At 63.3% G+C, this 18,808-nt stretch carries 20 protein-coding genes; 7 read left to right on the top strand and 13 right to left on the bottom strand.

Going from position 1 to position 18,808, the window contains the following annotated elements; all coding sequences use genetic code 11:
- Positions 1-122 precede the first annotated feature (122 nt).
- Both NLY36_RS24265 and NLY36_RS24270 read right to left on the bottom strand, forming a co-directional pair.
- Positions 123-731, bottom strand: a complete 609-nt coding sequence (locus NLY36_RS24265) for an NAD(P)-dependent oxidoreductase (protein ID WP_023735662.1) — start codon at positions 729-731, stop codon at positions 123-125.
- Between the two features lie 52 nt (positions 732-783).
- Positions 784-1,422, bottom strand: coding sequence for a DsbA family protein (locus NLY36_RS24270; RefSeq protein WP_023735661.1), 639 nt, complete (start codon positions 1,420-1,422; stop codon positions 784-786).
- Positions 1,423-1,524: 102 nt separating this feature from the next.
- Between NLY36_RS24270 and NLY36_RS24275 the strand changes: the two genes are divergently transcribed.
- The 3 genes from NLY36_RS24275 (at position 1,525) to frp (ending at position 3,219) form a co-directional block, all read left to right on the top strand.
- Positions 1,525-2,436: a LysR substrate-binding domain-containing protein gene (locus NLY36_RS24275; protein WP_023735660.1), complete on the top strand. Its 912-nt coding sequence runs from the start codon at positions 1,525-1,527 to the stop codon at positions 2,434-2,436.
- 96 nt (positions 2,437-2,532) lie between these two features.
- Positions 2,533-2,808 (top strand): hypothetical protein, encoded by a 276-nt coding sequence (locus NLY36_RS24280; protein ID WP_023732219.1) that lies wholly within the window; start codon positions 2,533-2,535, stop codon positions 2,806-2,808.
- A 75-nt stretch (positions 2,809-2,883) separates the two neighbouring features.
- Positions 2,884-3,219, top strand: a complete 336-nt coding sequence (gene frp, locus NLY36_RS24285; protein ID WP_023709990.1) for a fluorescence recovery protein — start codon at positions 2,884-2,886, stop codon at positions 3,217-3,219.
- A 77-nt stretch (positions 3,220-3,296) separates the two neighbouring features.
- On the opposite strand, the gene NLY36_RS24290 is transcribed toward frp, so the two are convergent.
- The 9 genes from NLY36_RS24290 to NLY36_RS24330 all read right to left on the bottom strand — a co-directional run bounded on the left by NLY36_RS24290 (position 3,297) and on the right by NLY36_RS24330 (position 12,150).
- Positions 3,297-4,325, bottom strand: coding sequence for an ROK family protein (locus NLY36_RS24290; protein ID WP_023735659.1), 1,029 nt, complete (start codon positions 4,323-4,325; stop codon positions 3,297-3,299).
- Complete coding sequence (locus NLY36_RS24295) at positions 4,325-5,050, bottom strand: ribulose-phosphate 3-epimerase (RefSeq protein ID WP_023695256.1); 726 nt, start codon at positions 5,048-5,050, stop codon at positions 4,325-4,327. The genes NLY36_RS24290 and NLY36_RS24295 overlap by 1 nt, the downstream gene beginning before the upstream one ends.
- 4 nt (positions 5,051-5,054) lie before the next feature.
- The gene (locus tag NLY36_RS24300; protein WP_023695257.1) at positions 5,055-5,876 is read right to left on the bottom strand and encodes a sugar phosphate isomerase/epimerase family protein; all 822 of its coding nucleotides are present in this window, start codon (positions 5,874-5,876) and stop codon (positions 5,055-5,057) included.
- Positions 5,877-5,914: 38 nt separating this feature from the next.
- Complete coding sequence (locus NLY36_RS24305) at positions 5,915-6,757, bottom strand: carbohydrate ABC transporter permease (protein WP_023682646.1); 843 nt, start codon at positions 6,755-6,757, stop codon at positions 5,915-5,917.
- A 4-nt stretch (positions 6,758-6,761) separates the two neighbouring features.
- Entirely contained in the window at positions 6,762-7,658 is an 897-nt protein-coding gene (locus tag NLY36_RS24310; protein WP_023695258.1) for a carbohydrate ABC transporter permease, read from the bottom strand.
- A gap of 139 nt (positions 7,659-7,797) precedes the next feature.
- Positions 7,798-9,045, bottom strand: a complete 1,248-nt coding sequence (locus NLY36_RS24315) for an ABC transporter substrate-binding protein (protein WP_023735657.1) — start codon at positions 9,043-9,045, stop codon at positions 7,798-7,800.
- A 115-nt stretch (positions 9,046-9,160) separates the two neighbouring features.
- On the bottom strand, positions 9,161-10,306 hold the full coding sequence (locus tag NLY36_RS24320) for an ABC transporter ATP-binding protein (protein WP_023686996.1): 1,146 nt from the start codon (positions 10,304-10,306) through the stop codon (positions 9,161-9,163).
- Between the two features lie 89 nt (positions 10,307-10,395).
- Positions 10,396-11,346 carry a PfkB family carbohydrate kinase gene (locus tag NLY36_RS24325; RefSeq protein WP_023695260.1) on the bottom strand — a complete coding sequence of 317 codons (951 nt, stop codon included), beginning with the start codon at positions 11,344-11,346 and terminating at the stop codon, positions 10,396-10,398.
- Between the two features lie 3 nt (positions 11,347-11,349).
- The gene (locus tag NLY36_RS24330) at positions 11,350-12,150 is read right to left on the bottom strand and encodes a beta/alpha barrel domain-containing protein (RefSeq protein ID WP_023682642.1); all 801 of its coding nucleotides are present in this window, start codon (positions 12,148-12,150) and stop codon (positions 11,350-11,352) included.
- A gap of 162 nt (positions 12,151-12,312) precedes the next feature.
- Between NLY36_RS24330 and NLY36_RS24335 the strand changes: the two genes are divergently transcribed.
- From NLY36_RS24335 to NLY36_RS24345, 3 genes are all read left to right on the top strand, one after another.
- Positions 12,313-13,074, top strand: a complete 762-nt coding sequence (locus NLY36_RS24335; RefSeq protein WP_023704789.1) for a DeoR/GlpR family DNA-binding transcription regulator — start codon at positions 12,313-12,315, stop codon at positions 13,072-13,074.
- Positions 13,075-13,330: 256 nt separating this feature from the next.
- Positions 13,331-14,479, top strand: a complete 1,149-nt coding sequence (locus tag NLY36_RS24340; protein ID WP_023695262.1) for a Gfo/Idh/MocA family protein — start codon at positions 13,331-13,333, stop codon at positions 14,477-14,479.
- Positions 14,480-14,493: 14 nt separating this feature from the next.
- On the top strand, positions 14,494-15,474 hold the full coding sequence (locus tag NLY36_RS24345; RefSeq protein WP_245260221.1) for an alpha/beta hydrolase: 981 nt from the start codon (positions 14,494-14,496) through the stop codon (positions 15,472-15,474).
- Here NLY36_RS24345 and NLY36_RS24350 read toward each other — a convergent pair.
- On the bottom strand, positions 15,462-16,526 hold the full coding sequence (locus NLY36_RS24350) for a LacI family DNA-binding transcriptional regulator (protein WP_031249122.1): 1,065 nt from the start codon (positions 16,524-16,526) through the stop codon (positions 15,462-15,464). The two genes, NLY36_RS24345 and NLY36_RS24350, sit on opposite strands and share 13 nt — an antisense overlap.
- Positions 16,527-16,753: 227 nt before the next feature.
- Here NLY36_RS24350 and NLY36_RS24355 point away from each other — a divergent pair, with 227 nt between their 5' ends.
- Entirely contained in the window at positions 16,754-18,139 is a 1,386-nt protein-coding gene (locus NLY36_RS24355; protein ID WP_031249121.1) for an FAD-binding oxidoreductase, read from the top strand.
- Positions 18,140-18,152: 13 nt separating this feature from the next.
- Here the strand turns inward: NLY36_RS24355 and NLY36_RS24360 are convergent, their stop codons facing one another.
- Positions 18,153-18,797, bottom strand: a complete 645-nt coding sequence (locus NLY36_RS24360; protein WP_023687004.1) for a YjbE family putative metal transport protein — start codon at positions 18,795-18,797, stop codon at positions 18,153-18,155.
- Between the last annotated feature and the right edge of the window lie 11 nt (positions 18,798-18,808).

Below are 18,808 nucleotides of genomic sequence, written 5' to 3' on the forward strand. Positions count from 1 at the left end.
ACCGGCGGCAGGAGTGGAAACGGAAGAAAGCGATAGTGCCATCGGAGGCTCCGATGGCACTATCGTCGATAGCAACGGACGCGGGCCGCTCCGTCGAGTGCCCGCCTGTCAATGAAGTGCGCTCAGTAGCCGACCGTGAAGCGCTGCTTGATATGCGCCGGCTTTTCGATCTCGTCGGCCATGACGATGGCGTAGTCCTCGAAGGAAATGCTGCTGCCCTTGTCGGACGTCAGCAGCGTGTCCTTGCCGATGCGGTATTTGCCGGTCCGCTCGCCGGCGACGAACAGCGCCGAAGGCGACAGCAAGGTCCAGTCGAGATCGTCGACCGTCCACAGCGTGTCGAGGAAGTCGGCGCCCTTCTGCGCCTCGGCCTTGTAGATATCAGGGAAGGTCGGCGTGTCGACCAGGCGCTTGCCGGGCGCAACCTCAAGGCTGCCGGCGCCGCCGACGACGAGGTAGCGTTTGACGCCGGAAGCACGCACGGCTGCGATGAGCGTATCGGGATCGCTGTCGAGGAAATGAACCGAGGAGATCACCGCGTCATGACCCTTGATCAGGGCGGCAAGTCCATCCTTGTCGAAGACGTCGCCCTTCTTGGCAGTCACGCCCGGAAGTGCCGCGATCTTGTCTGGATGCCGGGCAATGGCGGTGACGCTGTGACCGCGATCGGAGAGTTCCTTAAGCAGGCGCGAGCCGACCTGGCCGGACGCGCCGATAAGTGCGATTTTCATGGGGATTTTCCTTTCGTCTGGGGAGAATTTCGTCTGGGGAGAATTTCTGGGACTACGCCGCCTCGATGTGAGCGACGAGATTGTCGTAGCTGCCGAACAGCGCGTTGGCGCCGATCAGGCGCGGCGCCGTTTGGCCGATCACCGCGAGCGCAGGAACGCCATTGACATGCAGCCGCTGGAACAATGTCCGCCCGCGGCTGACCAGGTCGTCATGCTTCGCCAGAAACGCCTGCGTCGGCGCTTTCAAAAGCTTTGCCGCGTCGCTCATGCCGGCGTCGGTCAGTACCGCGGCGACGCCGTCAACCGTCACAATATCGCGGCCGTCGACATAGCGCGCATGCTGGATCGCCTTCAGTGCCGCAAGTTCCTTGCGCCAGTCGTCCAGCCCGGCGGCGTTGATGCCCATGGTGGCAGCGGAAGAATCGAGCAAGGTGCCGCTGACATTGAGCACATTGTCGAGATAGGCCTGGCTGAAGCGCTGTCCGCTCAGCCGCGCGATGCGCTGGTCATTGTCCCAGGCGTGGGCGGCAAAACCAGCATCCAGCGGCCGCGCGCCGGCACCGGAGAAAAGCCCCACCGGCAGCAGTTGGAGCGCGGTCCCGCCGGCGGCCAGTCGATCCAGCATCGGCGTGGCGCCATAGCACCAACCGCAGAGCGGGTCGAAAAGATAGGTTAGGGTTGCATTGGTCATGGCGGCCTCATTCTGTTGCCCGATAGATGACAGCTGGACCGCTTGCGAAAAATAGCGATCAATCATACAAACTGTCTGATAAAACCAGACAATGAGCGGCCTGTGACCGAACTCCTCAATCTCAACCGGCTCGTCTACTTCGCCACCGTGGTGGAGACCGGCTCGTTCACGGCCGCTGCCGACCGTCTCGATGTTGCCAAGGCTGTGGTCAGCCATCAGGTCGGCAAGCTCGAAGAAGAGCTTGGCGCTACGCTGTTGCGGCGCACGACCCGGCGCGTGACGGCGACCGAAGAGGGTCGTCTGTTCTATGACCGGACCGCGATCATCCTGCGCGAGGCGGAGGCAGCCTATGGCGACATTTCGCAGCGAGCGGCGCAGCCGACGGGGACGCTGCGGCTGACGGCGCCGCTCGATTATGGCGAGAGGGTCGTGGCGCCGACCATCGCCGCCTACATCAGAAAATACCCGAAAATGCGGGTCGAGACGATCTTCGACGATGCGGTCAGCAACCTGGTCGACGAGCAGGTCGATCTTGGCATCCGCGTCGGCTGGCTTGCCGATTCCAGCAATCTGGCGCGGCGGCTGGGCAGCCTGCAGCAATTCGTCGTCGCCAGCCCGGAACTGGCCGCCAGGCTGCCTGGGGAAGCCAGCCCCAGGCAGGCGAAGTCGCTGCCCTGGGTCGGCAACGCCCAGTTGCGCGGGGTCGGCCAATGGCTGTTCTCGAGGGGCACGGAAACGGTGCTGGCCGAACTCAACCCTGTCGTCAGCTGCGACAAGACACCGGGCGTGCTGTCCTGCGTGCTGGCCGGCATCGGCCTCGGCATCTTTCCGGACTACAGTGTCGCCGACGACATTGCGCGGGGACGGCTGGTGCGGGTGTTCGCGGATTGGACCTTGCCGTCCGGGGGCATCCACGCCGTCTTCCCGCCGGCGCGCTTCAGGCCGGCCAAGGTGCGCGCCTTCGTCGACTTGCTGGTTGCGGCGGAAAGGCGGCGGGCGCGCAGTGCGGGCTGATTTCGGCACCGGCCGGCAATGCCGGCGAGGGAACCTTTGTTCGGCAGGCGCTTTTGGATATGCTGCGATTCCGAACCGTCAGAAGGGGTACTGCCGATGACCACCAAGATCTTTGCGACCTGCATGCTCGCTCTCGCTGTCGGCTGCAGCCTGTCCACAGCGGGTGTCGCCAAGGACAAGCATCGCCATCGTCAGCCAGAACCCGAACGCTACGTCCCCGCCCATCGCGACCTCATCTACGCCCTGTTCGGCGGCCCGCGCTACTATGACAAAATGCTGATCACCACGGCGGCCGGCCCGTGCTCTTACGACCGGGTCGGGCCGGACGCGAATGCGCTGAACAAGGTCAACGATCACCATTGCGGAAAGTAGATTGGTGCCAAAGGCGGGGTCCTGCGTCCCAGGGTTACCGGATGACGGCCGCCGCGAACACGATAGAGACAGTCGATGACCGCTGGTGAGAAATGGTCTCCGTCCGAAAAGAAAGTCGCCCGCACTGCCTATGACGCAGCGCTGAAGGTGGCGCTCGACAAGACGTTGGCTGAACTCAAGAGCAGGGCCCACGTTGCGGCAACGCCTTCCAAAATATGGGATGTCGAAGACTTTCTGCGGCAGCAGCGACGGAAGATCGACCAGATGTTCGACTATCGCTATTCACAGCTAATACAGGTCTTCGCCAATCTCATCCGGCAAGGCTATCTCGAGGAGAATCTCCTTGTTGGCTTGTCGGAAGACAAGCGGCAAACGATCCGAAAATACGCCAGCTGGAATCGCGAAGGGTAGGGGTCCTCTTCGGGGACCTTGGCGCTGCATTCAAACTGGACCATTCACCATCTTCGCGCGCGCCGCGCAGCTCGAGTTCAGCCATGGCGTGCCTCCGTGGCATCGGCGGTCGCGCCTCTGTCCTTGTCGTCCTGCGCCATCGCCAGCGGCGCACCCGGTTCGCCTTCCCAGAGGATCAGGCTGGCAGCGCCGATCAGCCCGGCGCGGTCGCCGAGTTCAGCCTGCACGATCGGCACGTCGCGATAGGCCGGCATCGCCCGCTGCTGGATGACCGCTCTGATCGACGGTGCCAGAAGGTCGAACCCGTTGGAAAGGCCGCCACCCATGACAATCAGATCGGGCGAATAGAGATGCAAGAGATTGGTGAAGCCGATGCCCAGCCATTGTGCTTCCGCCTCGATCAGGTCGAGAGCGTTGGCGTCGCCGGCCTTGGCAGCCTCTACGACATGCCTGGCCGAGACGTCGCCGTCATTTGACAGCCGTCGTAAGAGCGAGCCGTCGCCGGGCGCGGTCAATCGCGTCGCGCGGCGGCCAAGCGCGGTTCCCGATGCGACAGCCTCGAAGCAGCCGATGGCGCCGCAGAAGCAGCGGTCGCCTTCGCCGGTGATGGTCATGTGGCCGATCTCAGCCGCCAGTCCGCGCCTGCCGTGATAGATGTGGCCATCGGCGACGACGCCGCCGCCAATGCCGGTCGATACGGTCACGAACACCAGCGATCCGCTGCCGCGTCCGGCGCCAAAACGCCATTCGCCGAGCGCCGCCGCATTGGCGTCGTTTTCCAGCCGCACCGGCAGCCCGAAATGCCGCCCCAGAATGTCGATCAGCGGCACGTCGTGCCAGCCGGCCAGCGTTGGCGGCGCAATGACGATCCCCGCCTTGGGGTCGAGTGGCCCCGGCGCACCGACGCCGATGCCGGCGACGTTTGCCTGCGGGTGTTCCCTAAGCAGCGTGCCTGCCAGAGCGACGATCTGGCCGATCACCGCCTCCGATCCCGCACCGGCAAGCGTCGGCGCCGAAGCATGAGCGACGATACGGCCATCGCTCTCGACCAGCGCACCGCGCAGCGCCGTGCCACCGAGATCGAAGGCGAGCGCAAGCTTGGTCATCAGGCGGCGACCTCCAGCCCGTGCAGCCAGGCCATGCGCCGGGCAAGGTCGGGATCGCCGAAGGCCAGCGAGCCCAGCACCACGGTCTCCGCACCTGCGGCGCGCAGCAGCGGCACGGTCTCGTGGCGGATGCCGCCATCGGCGGCAAGCACGATGTCGGCCTCGCGGCCGGCTTTGCGCATCAGCGCGCGCGCCTCGATCAGGCGCGGACACGCTTGATCGGACAGGCTCTGGCCCTTGACGCCGATGGAAGTGCCGAGCAGCGTCACGAACGCCACTTCCGGCAGGAACGGCGTGACGGCCGCGACCGGTGTTTCCAGCCGCAGCACCACGCCGGCCTCGGCCCCGAGTTCACGCGCCAGTTTCACGGCACGCAGACCGGTCTCGCCGTTTTCGGCGTGCACACTGATCAGGTCGGCGCCGGCCTCGATGAACTGGCGCGTCTGTTCCTCGACGATCTCGGCTTCGACCATCAAATGGACATGGATAGGCTTTGCGGTGAGCTTGGCGATGTGCGCCACCAGATCCGGGAAGAACAGGAAGCCAGGGGTGAAGCGGGCATCGGCGACGTCGATATGATGGACATCGGCATGGGTCTCGATGCGCTTCAAATCGCGCTCCATATTGGCGAGGTCGGCCGACCACAGCGAAAACTCGCCGATAAGCCGGTTGCGCGGCAGGGCGGCAATTGCGGCGGGGCCGGACAGGGGCTTGTTCGTCGTCATCGTCTCAGGCTCCGTAGCCGCGCATTGTCTGGCGGTTGGTTTTGACGGCGCCGGCAGGGTCGGCGGCGGCCGTTTCGGACTCTTCCTCCAGCACCAGCCAGCCGTTGAAATTGGGTGCAGCACCAGCGATCTCGATCACCTTCGCCGTGTCACAGACGCCCTTGCCGAGCATCGCCCAGGTTCCATTCGCGTCGACATCCTTCAGATGCAAATAGCGGATGCGGTCGCGATAAGTGGTGAGCGTATCCGCCATGTCCTGGCCACCGCGCGAGATGTGGCCGGTGTCGGGCACCCAGCCCACCAGCGAGGCGTCGAGCAGCCCGAAGATGCGGTCGTAGTCGGCGCGGTCGAACAGCAGCGTGTTGTGATGCGAGCTTGGATGCACCGCGACCTGGACGCCGGCCTCGCGCCCGAGCTCGCCGGCTTTGTTGTAGACCTCGGCGGCGATGGCAAACTTGCCGTCGCGCGGCCCGTCGGAAACGATCGTGGCCGAGCCCATCGACACCAGCGCGCCGGGAAAGGCGGCGGCGAAGTCGATCCAGCGTTTGGCGGTCTCGAGGTCGGCGCCGATCTCATCCCTGAGCGTGAAACCGCTCTTCGAGCCGAAGGCGAAGGAGACGAGCGTCAGTCCGGATGATTTCAGCGCGGCCGCGAACTCCGCCGGCTTGCCGGCATAGCGGCCGATCATCGTGTCGGTGATCTCGATGCCGGCATAGCCGCCATCGGCGATCGCCTTGAGCAGATCGTCCGGGCCGCCGGCAAAACGGTCGCCGAGCATTTCCCAGGTAAAGGTCTGGCAGCCGACTTTCAGGTCTTTCACGGTCATCCTTTCATTCCTTGATCCACCTCCGTTGGAGGGACATCCTACTTGACCGACCCTGCGGTCATGCCGGCGAGGAAGAACCTCTGGGCAACCAGGTAGATGACCAGGAGCGGCAGCGAGCCGAGCACGCTCATCGCCATCATCTGGTTCCATTCGAAGGCGTGTTGCCCCATCAACAACTGGATGCCGATCGGGACGGTGCGCATGGACGTCGACTTCGTCAGTGTCAGCGCAAAGAGAAATTCGTTCCAGCACAACAGGAAAGTGTAGACCGACGTCGCCACGATACCAGGCAGTGAAATCGGGACGATCACCCGCCACAGTGCGGTCCAACTGGTGCCGCCGTCGACAGCCACCGCTTCATCGAGGTCGCGGGGCAAGGTGTTCAGATATCCCGTCATCAGCAGGATCGCATAGGGCAGCGTAAACACCAGATAGGTCAGGATCAGCGCGACATAGGTGTCGAAGATGCCATACGAGACGACAAGCCCGAAGAAGGGGATCAAAAGCGTGATCGGCGGGATCGTCTGCGTGCTGATGATGAGAGTGTTGAGGCTGCCCTTGCCGCGGAAATTGAAACGGCTGAACCCATAGGCCGCCAGCAAGGCGATCAGCACCGTCAGCACGGTCACCGCTCCGGCAACGAAGTAGCTGTTGAAGAAGAAGCGCAGCTTTACCGGGTCGCCCAGGATGGCCGCATACGCTTCCAGAGTGAAGGCCTTCGGCAGGATGGTTGGCGGCAGGGCAAAGATTTCGGTGTTCGACTTGAACGAGCTGCTCAGCATCCAGTAGATCGGGAAGGCCGCGAAAAAGAGCCCTGCGGCAAGCGCGACATGGAGCGCGGCGGTGATCAGCCTGTCTTTCGGCGTGTGCCTTTTCCTCATGTGACTACCGAGCCTTTTGATAGCGGATGTAGAACAGCGTCAGGCCGAGAGAGATCAGCAGGATGACCACGGCGCTCGCCGAGGCCTGCGATAGGTTGTAGCTCGAAAACGCCAGCTTGTACGTGTAGGTGCTGAGGACCTCGGTCGAGTAGATCGGACCGCCACCCGTCGTTATCCAGATCAATGGAAAGACCTGCATGGTCCAGATGAAGTCGAGCAGCGAGATGCTGATGATGATCGGCATCAGCTGCGGAATGGTGATGAAGATCAGCTTCTGGTAGGCCTTCGCGCCGTCGATATCGGCGGCCTCGTAGAAATCCTTGGGAATGCCATGCAAGCCTGCGAGCAGGCTGACCATGAAAAGCGGGTAGCCCGCCCAGATATTGGCGAAGGTGACGGCGTGCAGCGCGGTCGCGGGCGAGGAAAACCACTCGACCTTGGAACCGATGATGCCCATCTGCATGAGAACACTGTTCACGACACCATTCGGCTCAAGCAGAAGGCGCCAGATCACCGCGATAATTACCGCGGTGAACAGCCAGGGCAGTATGTAGAGCACGCGCAGGACATTGCGCAGCGTCGGATTGATGCGGTCGCTGTTCAGCATGAGTGCGAAGAGCATGCCGATGGTCATATGGAAGACGACACTCATGCAGGTGAAGTAGAGCGTGTGCCACAGCGAGGCCCAGAACACCGGATCGGCAAAGATCGCCTGGTAGTGTTTCAATCCGGCAAAGGACGGGTCGCGACGCAGCACCGCGCTGTTCTGGAACGAATAGCCAATCACCGTCACCATCGGCAGCAGCATCAACAGGCCGATTATGAGGAGCGAGGGTGACAGATAGAGATAGGGTGCGACCGCTCGTTTCAGTCGATGGTGGGAGCGCTTCTGCCCGGTCATGTGCGACCCCTGGGATGTGCCTTGAAGAGGAAGGTGCGCTTCAAAAAAAGGTCCATCTCAAATTGCCGATCCGTTGTTGACGGGTGGCCTGGCGAGGCCGGGCCACCCGGTGGAAGATAGCAAACGGGCAATGGGCCGCTCAGAATTTCGCCATCCAGCCCTTTTGAGCGTTGGTTGCGGCTTGTTCCGGAGACTGCTCGCCGGCAAGCATCTTCTGAGCCTCCACGTCGAACTGGGTCATCAGGTCTTCAGCCACCGGCAGGCCCGTGAACTCGTTGGCGAGATAGCCGGTCTTGAAGATTTCGAAAGCCTTGGCGAAAGCCTTGTCCGAGGTCACGAAATCGGGCTTGGCGTTGACGTTCCCCGGGAAGGCGTTTGCAAGCGACACGAGCTTGGCATTCACCTTTTCACTCATCAGATATTGGACGAGCTTCCAGGCTTCATCCTGATGTTTCGAGGCGGCAGAGATGCCGATGCCCCAGGAGGCATAGGGAAGGCCGCGCTTGCCGCTGTAGTCCGCCACGACCGGAACCGGGATCAGGTCGAAGTTCAGCTTGGGATTGCGTTTGCGGATGAGATTCACATGCGCGAGCGAGTCGATCATCATTCCGACCCGATCGTTGACGAATTCCTCGACCTTTTCCTGCTCGGTCTTGGTGGCAATGCCGGGCGAGATGACGCCGGCGTCGTTCAGCGATTTGACGAAGGTGAGCATATCGACGACCGGCTTGCCCTCGAGAGCCGGCTTGCCTTCAACCATCATCGATTGACCCGAGGCCCAGACCCACGACATCAGGTCGTTCTGGACACCGGACGGCGTTTGCAGCGACAGCGGCAGCACCCAGCCATACTGGTTCTTGTCGGCATGGGTCATCTTCTTGGCGGCTTCGAGAAACTCCGCGCGGGTCGACGGCAGCTTGGTCACGCCTGCCTGGGCGGCGAGGTCCAGATTGACGAAGACCGGATAGACGAACGAAGCCACGGGAAACATCACCGCCTTGCCGTCCACCTTGATGATATCCGCGACCTGGGTCTTGTCGAACCCGCTCGCATCCATCATCGGGTTCATGTCGGCCAGCGCACCCTGCGCGTTCAGATTGTTCACCCAGGCGCCGTCGAGACCGACGACGTCGCTGAGCGTTCCGGTTGCGGCGCCGACCGAGATCTGGTCTCGCGTGGTCGCATAGGGACCGCTGACCAGCGTCACCTTGATGCCGGGGTTTGCAGCCTCGAAGTCGTTCATGATTGCCCTGAGCGATCCCGCCGGCAATTCGGGCTCCCACCATTGGGTGAATTCCAGCGTCGTGTCCGCCATGGCGCCGGTTGCACCAAGCAACCATGCGGCCGCGGCTATTTTCAGCATCGCGGGTCGTATCCGAAACATCATTTTCTCCTCCTTCTTCAAGATCGGCCGCACAATGCGGACGGTCGTCTGTTCATTCAGAAGCCTTCTTGTATCTTCCGCAGGCACCTCGCTCCCGCCCGCGGTCTTCCGCAGATCTTCAGATCGCCAGATGCGTTTCGGGATCGAAGAAATGGAACTTGGCATCATCCACGGCCAACCGGATTTCCGAGCCGGAGCGGACGGCGCTGATCGGCTCGAACCTCGCCACCGCGTTCGATGCCAGGCCGAAATCGTCCACCGCATCCGGATCGCCGGAGTCCACCCGGACCGCGTCGATGTTCATGTGGACGATCTGTTCGGAGCCGAGTTCCTCGATCGAGGTCACCCTGGCCGGTATCGTCTGATACTTGCGACCGGATTCAAGGCTGCTGTCATAAAGATCCTCCGGTCTGATCCCGAACACGACCTTGCGCCCCGCATACGACCTCAAGGCCGGCCTGCGCACGAAGGCTGCATCCTGCAGCCGGACGGCGAAGTCGCGAAAAGCGAGCTCGCCGCCCTTCAGGGTCGCCTCGAAAAGGTTCATCGAAGGAGAGCCGATGAAGCCGGCAACGAAGGCGTTAACCGGCGATTCATAGAGCCTCTTGGGTGTGTCGACCTGCTGCAGCACACCGCCTTTCAGCACCGCGACCCTGTCGCCCATCGTCATCGCTTCGATCTGATCGTGGGTCACGTAAATGGTCGTGACGCCGAGCTGCTTTTGCAGGCTGGTGATTTCGGCGCGCATTTGCACACGCAGTTTCGCATCCAGATTGGAAAGCGGCTCGTCCATGAGAAAGGCGGCCGGCTCGCGCACCATGGCGCGGCCCATGGCAACCCGTTGACGCTGCCCGCCTGACAGGTTCGCGGGTTTGCTGTCCAGCAAAGACGTCAGCTGAAGAGTTTTGGCGATCTCGTCCACGCGCTTCTTGCGCTCGGCCTTCGGCTTGCCTGCCAGCCGCATCGAAAAGGCGATGTTTTCGGATACCGTCATATGCGGGTAGAGCGCGTAGCTCTGGAACACCATCGCGATGTCGCGGTCCTTGGGCGGCATGTCGACGACGTCGACCCCGCCGATCCGAAGGCTGCCGCTGGTGATGTCTTCCAACCCCGCGATCATTCGCAACGCCGTGGATTTGCCGCAGCCGGAAGGCCCGACGAGGATCAAGAACTCGCCGTCCTTGACCGACAGGTTCAACTGGTCGATTGCGCGAAAACTGTTCCCGTAGGTTTTGCAGATCTTCTCAAGAATGACTTCTGCCATATTCCTCCCTCCACAAGTATAAGCCCTGATTTTTATGATTCTCCTGGGCTTGTGTTCGCCTGCGAAATGTTTCGTCGGATCGTTTCAGTTCATGCTCCAGCATCCACATGCGCATTTTTCAGGTCGACTGCTGACGGCGCGTTCGCCGATGCCAGGAGTTGCGTGACCTGGTCCTCGGTCGGAAGCGCCTCGCGCCCGCCACGCCCCGTTATCGAAACGGCCGCCGCCGCGGCCGCGAATGCGATCCGGCCCGCGGTGTCGGCTCCGCGCGTCAACGCATGGGCATAGGCGCCATGAAAGCAGTCACCCGCGCCTGTGGAGTCGACGACCGCAACCCGGTGCGGGGGCAGGTGCCAGAGACCTGTCTCTTCACGGCCGCGATAGTACACACCCCTGCCTCCATCGGTCAGAACCACGGCGGATCGCGATGGCAACCACAAGGCATCGAGCATCTCGGCAGGCGATCGGCGCCCAGTGGCAGTGCGTGCAAAGCTAAGTGGAAGAATGAGATGGTCGCAGAGCGCGATCAGCCGCTCCGTGGCGGGGCCGCTGCTCCATTCGATATCGCCGAGGATCGCAAGGCCGAGATCGCGAGCCCGAGCCACTACATCCAGCGACCCGGTCGCATAGCTATCGACGATCAGGACGGTCGCGCGGCTGAGGATATCGTCCGGAAAGTCCGGAGCGGTGCCCAGCATCGCATCGTCGTCATACGCGATGAACCTTTCCCCGTCCGAGCCGACGGTGATCCGCGAGTGCACCGGGCGCGCGTCGGGATGGCGCGGCGCGAATGCGGTTTCAATACCGCTCGCCACGAGATCGAGCTGCACCGCGTCGTCCGCGGCACTGGCCAGCCATCCGACGAACCCGGCGGTTCCGCCGAGCCGCGCGACGGCGGCCAGCGCCGTCGCGACATTTCCCCCGAAGGCGCGGGTACTTTGCAGAACCTTACCCTTGCCCGCCGACAATGGCTGATCGACGTAGACGATGTCGTCGATCGCAATAGCGCCGAAGCCGAGGGTGGCGGGGACGGTGGGCATCGTTCAGGCGCCCGCCTTCGCCAGGGCGTCTTGCGCCGAAAGGCCGTCATGGATGACGCCGCGAAAGGCAAGCGCTGCCTTCTCCGGATCGCCGTGCCCCCAGAGATTGCGGCCGACCACGGCGCCGTGCGCGCCGGCACGGATGGCGTCCGCCGTCTGCTGAAGCGCGCCGAGCAGCGTATCGGTCTTTGGACCGCCCGCGATGACAACCGGCACCGGGCAGGTCCGGACGGTCTCCCGGAACGACTCGAAATCGCCGGTGTAGCCGATCTTGATCACGTCGACGCCGGACTCGTAACCGATGCGCGCCGCATAGGCGATCTCGTCGGGGGTGAAGACGATCTTTGCTCCGTCGGTGAAATCGCGAGGGTAGATATGCGCCACCACAGGCATGCCGTAGCGGGCCGCCGCATTCACCGAATCGGTCAGCCAGCGTATGTATTTGCCCTCCGTCGCGCCGCGCACCGGAATGGCCACGGCCAACGCATCGGCCCCCGCGCGCACCGCGTCCTCGGGCGTTGCGATCAACTCGCTGATGCGATCGTCCGCGGTGAAGCAGCCCGCCTGAATCACCAGGGAAGCTTTGCCCGCATATTGCGGCCACAGATGGCGCGCGGTGCCAGGCTGGATGCTGACGTAGTCGGGTTTGCCCGCCATGACGCGTGCGAGCGCACCCGGCAGGTCGGCAAGGCCGCCTTTGCGCACGTCGCCATAGCCGACGAAGTGGTCGACCGCGCCGCCAAAAAGGTTCCCCGATGGATGCGAGAAGAGGCGCGCGAGGCGCACCTTGGTTCCTAGGCTCATGAGTCCAAAATTCCCTGATCGGTTGATTTAAAAATGCTCGATCCAGTGTTTCCGAAAGAAAAAAGAAAAACAATCTTTCGAAAGCTTTCGAATCTGCATATTTCCGGTAAGGTGAGCCGAGGCCGGCGCGATTGCTCGGCGCAGGCAGGCAAGGGCAGGGCAATGTTGTCGGAGCAGAGACGCCAATCGATCCTGGGCGAGGTGCAACGCAGCGGACAGGTTCGCATCAAGGACCTGTCGGACGGGTTTGGCGTGTCGGAGGTCACCGTGCGCTCCGACCTCGAAATACTGGACCGCAAGGGACTGCTGACCAAGACCCGTGGAGGGGCGGTGACCCGGACCACCGATTCGACGACGGCCGCGTTCGCCCGCCGGATGCAAACGAACCTCGACGCAAAGAAGCGCATCGCCCGGGCGGCGCTGGACCTGTTCGAGGACAACCAATCGGTCATCTTCGACGGCGGCTCGACCTTGATGCAGCTTGCCATGCAGTTACCGCCGCTCAGCAATGTCGTGGTCGCGGCCACGGCCATGAATATCGTGCAGCATCTTATGCATCGTCCCGGGCTCGACGTTCATATGATCGGCGGCCGGGTCTATCCCGACACGGTGAGCACGCTGATCACCGATGCCGATACGGCTCTCGGCGGCCTGGTAGCGCATCAGGTATTTGTTGGAGCGCATGCGATAGACTCGTCACTGGATGTGGTCGACGTGAACGAAGACATGGCGCGGACGAAGCGAAACCTCGTTCGCATGGCCCGGCGCGTTGTCCTGCTCGCCGATTCGAGCAAATGGGGCGTCAGCGGGACGTCCAAGGCATTTTCGCTGTCGGCCGTCGATGTGGTGATCACCGACGATGGCCTGCCCGGTCCAATACGCAGCGAGCTTGATAGGGTCGGGGCCAAGGTGATCTATGCCTGAAGCCGTCCCGGTCTCTGATGCGCGACGGAAGACGCGCATCACCCACGGGCTTCGCAGCGGCCGTCGGCCGTTTTTCATGCAGGTCATGTTCTCCTCCTCACGCTGGCCGCCTCCCAGTGCGCGCCAGAATTCTCATAAGCTCTATAAAAATTTTACGCGCGTCAACATTTAAAATCCTGTATAGCGGATTGCTGGGGGATCGTGGGAACTGCAACGGTTCGCGCAGCATGCCCTTGGCTTCGGAGGAAAGCTGGAAATGCACGGAAAATCAGAGACAAAGCTCGGCATCGGTGTCATCGGCTGCGGCAACATCTCGATGACCTATCTGCGCAATGCAGCGCTCTTCGGTGGTGTCGAGCTACGCGCCTGCGCCGACATTTCCGCTGACATGGCCGAGCTGCGCGCCAGGGAATACGGCATCCGCGCCCTCGGCGTTGACGCGCTGCTGGCCGACCCCGATATCGACCTCGTGCTGAACCTGACAATCCCGGCGGCGCATTTCGACATTTCGTTATCAGCGCTCTCGGCGGGCAAGCATGTCTTCACCGAAAAGCCGCTGGCAACCTCTGCCGCCGACGGCCGCCGGCTTGTCGCCGAGGCGGCCAAGCGCGGCCTGCTGATCGGCTCGGCGCCGGACACATTCCTGGGCGCCGCCGGCCGCCGCGCTCGCCGGCTGATGGATGACGGCGCCATCGGCAAGCCGGTGACCGGCACCGCCTTCATGATGGGACGCGGCATGGAACACTGGCATCCCAATCCGCAATTCTACTATCAGCCCGGTGGCGGCCCGGTCTTCGATATGGGTCCCTATTACCTGACCGTGCTGGTCAATCTGCTCGGGCCGGTCGAGCGCGTCATGGCGATGGCGACGCGCGGCCAGGAGGAGAGGCTGATCACGGCTGACGGGCCGTTCAAGAACACGACGTTCAAGGTCGGCACGCCGACCAACATAGTGTCGCTGCTCGAATTCCGTTCCGGCGCCACCGTCACCTTCGGCGCCTCCTGGGACGTGTTCAAACACTCCAACCATCCGATCGAACTGCACGGCACCGAAGGCTCGCTCAGGCTGCCCGATCCCGACACGTTCGGCGGCACGGTCTCGCTGTCGGAACGTGGCGCCGACTGGGCCGATTTCGCCAGCGAGAGCGAACTCTACGGCGCCCGCAACTGGCCCTATGCCGCGCCCGACCGTGCCAATTACCGCATGCTCGGCGTCGCCGATCTGGCGCGCGCGCTGGCCACTGGCAGAAAGCCGCGCGCCTCGGGCGAGCTGGCGCTGCACGTGCTGGAGATCATGGAGGCGATCCTGGCTTCCGGCGAAAGCCGCGGCTCGGTTGCCGTCAACGGCACGGTCGACCAGCCGCCGCTGCTTGGCGAAGACGAAGCGGCAACCCTGCTTGCCTGACGGGAGGTTCGTCCGTGACATTGCCACCGTCCCTGCCGACACTCGATCCGGAGGCCCGGCATGTGCTCGAGCTCGGCAGCCAGGCCGGCGCGCCGCCGTTCGAAACGGGAACGCCTGAACAGGCGCGCCGCGCCTACAATGAGGGCTTCCCAAACCTGCAAGGCGAGCGTGAACCGGTCGCAGCACTCAGCGAGCGCATCATCGCCGGACCCGGCGATCCGCTGAGGCTCAGGATCTATCGCGGGCAGGGCGCGCCTTCGGCAGGCGCTCCGGCGCTGCTCTATCTCCATGGCGGCGGCTGGGTGATCGGCAATCTCGACTCGCATGACGAGATCTGCCGCTGGTTCGCCAACGAGGCAGGCGCTGTCGTCGGTTCCGTCGACTACCGGCTGGCGCCGGAACACAAATTCCCGGCGGCAATAGAGGATTGCCGAGCGGCACTTGCCTTCATGCAAAGCGCCGCGGACGAACTCGGCATCGACGCTGCCCGCATCGCGGTTGCCGGCGACAGCGCGGGCGGCAATCTCGCCACGGTGCTCGGCCTGCTCACGCGGGGGGACAAAAATCCGCCGGCAGCGCAGCTGCTGTTTTATCCCAACACCGATGCCGGGCAGACGACGGACAGCTATCGCCGCTTCGCCATAGGCTTTGGCCTGACCGCCTCGACCATGGCCTGGTTCCGCGACCACTATATCCGCAATGCCGCCGACATCGGCAACTGGCGTACCTCACCGCTGAAGGCGGAAAGCCTCGCCGGTGCGCCGCCCACCTTCATCGCCATCGCCGGTCACGACATCCTCGCCGACGAAGGCGAGGCCTATGCCAGGCGTCTGCAGCAGGCCGGCGTGCCGGTCGTACTGGAACACTGGCCCGGTCAGATCCACGGCTTCGTCTCGATGGGCCGTCACGGCCCGGCAGCGAGACAGGCGGTTGCCGCCGCCATTGCCGCGTGGCGAAGCTTCGATCCTGCCTTTGGAAAGGCTCAAGCGGACTGACGCATCACCAGGGCGGCGTCGAGGCTGACCTTCGGCGCGACGTTTGCCCTATCCTCGTTGAGCAAAGCGAGCAGTGTCTCGACGCTGCGCCCCGCCATGGCGGCAAAATCCTGCGCGATGGTGGTCAGTGCGGGGCAGGTGTAGCGGCTCAGCGGATGGTCGTCATGGGCGGCGATACGCAGGTCGCAATCGGCCTTGCGGCCGATCTTCAGCCCTTTCGCGAAGGCTGCCGCCATCACGCCGAAGGCCAGGCGGTCATTCGCACACAGTATGGTCTTGCCGGGCAGACCCCCGGTCTTGCCGGGCAGACCTCTGGTCTTGCCCGGCAGGCCGCTGGCCCCGAGCATCTGTTCCATCTGCTCGTAGCCGATGCGCTCGAAATCCCATGTGTAGTCTCGGGTGTTGCCGATAACCACCGGGTCCTGGCCAAGCTGATGCATGGCGTCGACATAGCTGCTCAGCCGCTCCGGCGAATTGTGATTGACATGCGGGATATCGAAATAGACCGGGGCGTCGCCGGAGCGGCAGAGATAGTCGACGATGGTCGAGACACTCTGGGCATTGTTGTTGCCGACAAAGGGCGTGCCGCCTTCGAGATAGGTATCGAAATAGACGACCGGCATTGTCTGAGTCAGCTTCTCCAGCGTGCGCCGGTCCGAGCGCAAGCCGAGCGGCGCGATCAGCGCGCCCGAAACTTTCAGCGACAGGATGGTACGTGTCGCCTCCATTTCGAGCTCGGTCGAGCCATGCGAGGAGATGACGATCGGCCAGTAGCCCTCGTCGCGCAGCCGAAGTTCGATGCGGCTGACCATTTCGGAATAGAAGGGGTCGGTGACCGTCGGTACGACAATGCCGATGGCGCGGGTGCGCTTGCGGTTGAGGTTGCGGGCAAACAGATTGGGCTGGTAGTCGGATGAGCGCAACGCCTCTTCGATGCGCTTGCGCGTTGCCGGCTTGACGCTGGTCGGATCGTCGAAATATTTCGACAGCGTCGGCCTGGAGACGCCGCAGGAGCGGGCGAAATCCTCCATCGTCTTGTGCGTCATCGGCATTCAATCCCTCGTCTGGCACGCGCCAGAACCTCGGTCATCCCTTGACGCTGCCCAGGGTCCTGCAGCCGGCGCGTCCGCCACGCAACGGCAGACGAAATTTACAGGAAACGTCAGTGGGTTCAACGCGCAATGACAGATTATACCGTGCGTAAATTTGTTCAATTGACGCGAAAATTGTCGCGCATCAAAGTCTCGGTCACAAAGAGCGCTGAAACAGTCCAGGCACCATGACACAACAGATCGATCGGCTTCTTTCTCAGCTTTATCGTCGGCTCGATGCCGCCGCGGTTGTGATCGGCGATGCTATCGATCCGCGCTACAGCGACGACCTCTCCGGCAAGGGCGGCGGCCAGCCCGAACTGGTCTTGCGTCCGCGCAACGCCGCCGACGTCGCCGAAATCCTGCGCCTATGCAGTGGTATCGGCCAGAAGCTGGTCGTCCATGGTGGCCGCACCGGGCTGGCAGGCGGCGCGCGCGTGCAGCCGGGCGAAGCGGTGCTGTCGCTGGAGCACATGACCGCGGTCGGAGCGCCCGACCGCGCCGCGGCAACCATCATCGCAGAGGCCGGCGCGCCGCTGCAAATGGTGCAGGAAGCGGCCGATGCAGCCGGCCTGATGTTCGGCGTCGATATCGGCGCGCGCGGCACGGCGACGGTCGGCGGCAACATCGCCACGAATGCCGGCGGCATTCGCGTGCTGCGCTACGGCATGTACCGCGCCCAGGTGCTGGGGCTGGAGGCCGTGCTTGCTGACGGCTCGATCCTGACTTCGTTGCGTGGCCTGGCCAAGGACAATTCGGGATACGATCTCAACCAGCTTTTCATTGGCAGCGAAGGCACGCTGGGCGTGGTTACTCGCGCCTGCCTGCGGCTGCATCCCAAGCCCGCCACCGAGGTTGCCGCCTTTTGCGCCCTTGGCTCGCTGGAAGCGGCGATTGCGTTGCTGGGGTTGCTCAAGCAGCGGCTCGGTCCCTTGCTGTCAGCCTATGAGGTGAATTTCTCGCCGCTCTACGGCTCCATGATTGCCGGCATGGCGGCGCCGGCGCCGCTGCCTGTCGGCGCGCCCGTCTATGTGCTGGCCGAGATCCAGGGCAGCCAGGCCGAGCTGGACGGCGAGCGTTTCGCTTCGGTGCTGATGCAGGCGGTCGAGGACGGCATCGTCGACGACGTGGTCGTCTCGCAGTCGCCACGCGAATTCCGTGCGCTATGGGATGTGCGCGAAGAGGCTAACCGATTCCTGTTTGCGATCGAGGGAATGCTCGGCGTCGACATCAGCATCCCGTTGGCGGCCATGGCGGATTTCCTGCGCAACGCCGAAGCCGCGATCCACGCCGTCGACAGCAGCGCCGAGATCTACGTCTTCGGCCATCTCGGCGACGGCAATCTGCACTATCAGGTCGACACCACGGAACCGGCGGCCGCCTATGAGATCATCTATCGCGGCGTGGCGGCATGCGGTGGCGCCGTCTCGGCCGAGCACGGCATCGGCCTCGACAAGAAGAAATGGCTGAACCTCGTGCGCAGCGACGCCGAACTATCAGCCATGCGCCGGCTGAAGGTGGCGTTCGATCCGCACAACATTCTCAACCCAGGGCGGATTTTCGATATCATTTGATCGCCAGGAGGATCTAGCTTGCAACTGGCGAGAGCAGCGCGTGGAAGCCGACCGTTCTCATCTGCTCGACGCCGTCCAGAGTCATATTTCCCGCGACATAGACGATGATTGCCAGACCGAGCCAGCCGATCCAGCGATACCTGGCAAGCAGCGCCGCCACCAGCGTCGAGGCGACCGCCATCAGAACCACCGACAGGATGAGACCGAACACCAGCGCATTCATGTCGTGGGCGGCGGCGCCCGCCACGGCCAGCACATTGTCCAGCGACATCGAGACATCGGCGACGACGATCTGCAGGATCGCGGTGCGCAGCGCCTTGGCCGGCCGCGCCGTCGCAAGTGCTGCGGCTTCATTGTCGACGTCCTCGCCGTCGCCGGCCGAGCGCAACTCCTGGAACATGTTCCAGCACACCCAGAACAAAAGCATGCCGCCGACCAGCATGATGCCCGGAATTTCAAGCAGCTGCACCGCGATCACCGCAAAGACGATGCGGATCACCGCCGCCGCGGCAATGCCGGCGATGATCGCCTTCTGCCGCAACGCCTTGGCAAGGCCTGCGGCCGCCATGCCGATCACCACGACATTGTCGCCAGACAGCACAAGGTTGATGGTGATGACTTCCAGATAAGCGGCGACAGTCGTCTGGTCGAAACTCATAGAGCGGTCTC

Source organism: Mesorhizobium sp. C399B (assembly GCF_030323185.1).
Taxonomy (GTDB): domain Bacteria; phylum Pseudomonadota; class Alphaproteobacteria; order Rhizobiales; family Rhizobiaceae; genus Mesorhizobium.

What these genes read in the sequence shown, in the direction of transcription:
- NLY36_RS24270 (WP_023735661.1), bottom strand. Translation starts at nt 1,422, where the DNA reads ATGACCAATGCAACCCTAACCTATCTTTTCGACCCGCTCTGCGGTTGG.
- NLY36_RS24315 (WP_023735657.1), bottom strand. Translation starts at nt 9,045, where the DNA reads ATGATGTTTCGGATACGACCCGCGATGCTGAAAATAGCCGCGGCCGCA.
- NLY36_RS24355 (WP_031249121.1), top strand. Translation starts at nt 16,754, where the DNA reads ATGACACAACAGATCGATCGGCTTCTTTCTCAGCTTTATCGTCGGCTC.
- NLY36_RS24340 (WP_023695262.1), top strand. Translation starts at nt 13,331, where the DNA reads ATGCACGGAAAATCAGAGACAAAGCTCGGCATCGGTGTCATCGGCTGC.
- NLY36_RS24335 (WP_023704789.1), top strand. Translation starts at nt 12,313, where the DNA reads ATGTTGTCGGAGCAGAGACGCCAATCGATCCTGGGCGAGGTGCAACGC.
- NLY36_RS24290 (WP_023735659.1), bottom strand. Translation starts at nt 4,325, where the DNA reads ATGACCAAGCTTGCGCTCGCCTTCGATCTCGGTGGCACGGCGCTGCGC.
- NLY36_RS24310 (WP_023695258.1), bottom strand. Translation starts at nt 7,658, where the DNA reads ATGACCGGGCAGAAGCGCTCCCACCATCGACTGAAACGAGCGGTCGCA.
- NLY36_RS24265 (WP_023735662.1), bottom strand. Translation starts at nt 731, where the DNA reads ATGAAAATCGCACTTATCGGCGCGTCCGGCCAGGTCGGCTCGCGCCTG.
- NLY36_RS24360 (WP_023687004.1), bottom strand. Translation starts at nt 18,797, where the DNA reads ATGAGTTTCGACCAGACGACTGTCGCCGCTTATCTGGAAGTCATCACC.
- NLY36_RS24305 (WP_023682646.1), bottom strand. Translation starts at nt 6,757, where the DNA reads ATGAGGAAAAGGCACACGCCGAAAGACAGGCTGATCACCGCCGCGCTC.
- NLY36_RS24350 (WP_031249122.1), bottom strand. Translation starts at nt 16,526, where the DNA reads ATGCCGATGACGCACAAGACGATGGAGGATTTCGCCCGCTCCTGCGGC.
- NLY36_RS24320 (WP_023686996.1), bottom strand. Translation starts at nt 10,306, where the DNA reads ATGGCAGAAGTCATTCTTGAGAAGATCTGCAAAACCTACGGGAACAGT.
- NLY36_RS24280 (WP_023732219.1), top strand. Translation starts at nt 2,533, where the DNA reads ATGACCACCAAGATCTTTGCGACCTGCATGCTCGCTCTCGCTGTCGGC.
- frp (WP_023709990.1), top strand. Translation starts at nt 2,884, where the DNA reads ATGACCGCTGGTGAGAAATGGTCTCCGTCCGAAAAGAAAGTCGCCCGC.
- NLY36_RS24300 (WP_023695257.1), bottom strand. Translation starts at nt 5,876, where the DNA reads ATGACCGTGAAAGACCTGAAAGTCGGCTGCCAGACCTTTACCTGGGAA.
- NLY36_RS24295 (WP_023695256.1), bottom strand. Translation starts at nt 5,050, where the DNA reads ATGACGACGAACAAGCCCCTGTCCGGCCCCGCCGCAATTGCCGCCCTG.
- NLY36_RS24325 (WP_023695260.1), bottom strand. Translation starts at nt 11,346, where the DNA reads ATGCCCACCGTCCCCGCCACCCTCGGCTTCGGCGCTATTGCGATCGAC.
- NLY36_RS24330 (WP_023682642.1), bottom strand. Translation starts at nt 12,150, where the DNA reads ATGAGCCTAGGAACCAAGGTGCGCCTCGCGCGCCTCTTCTCGCATCCA.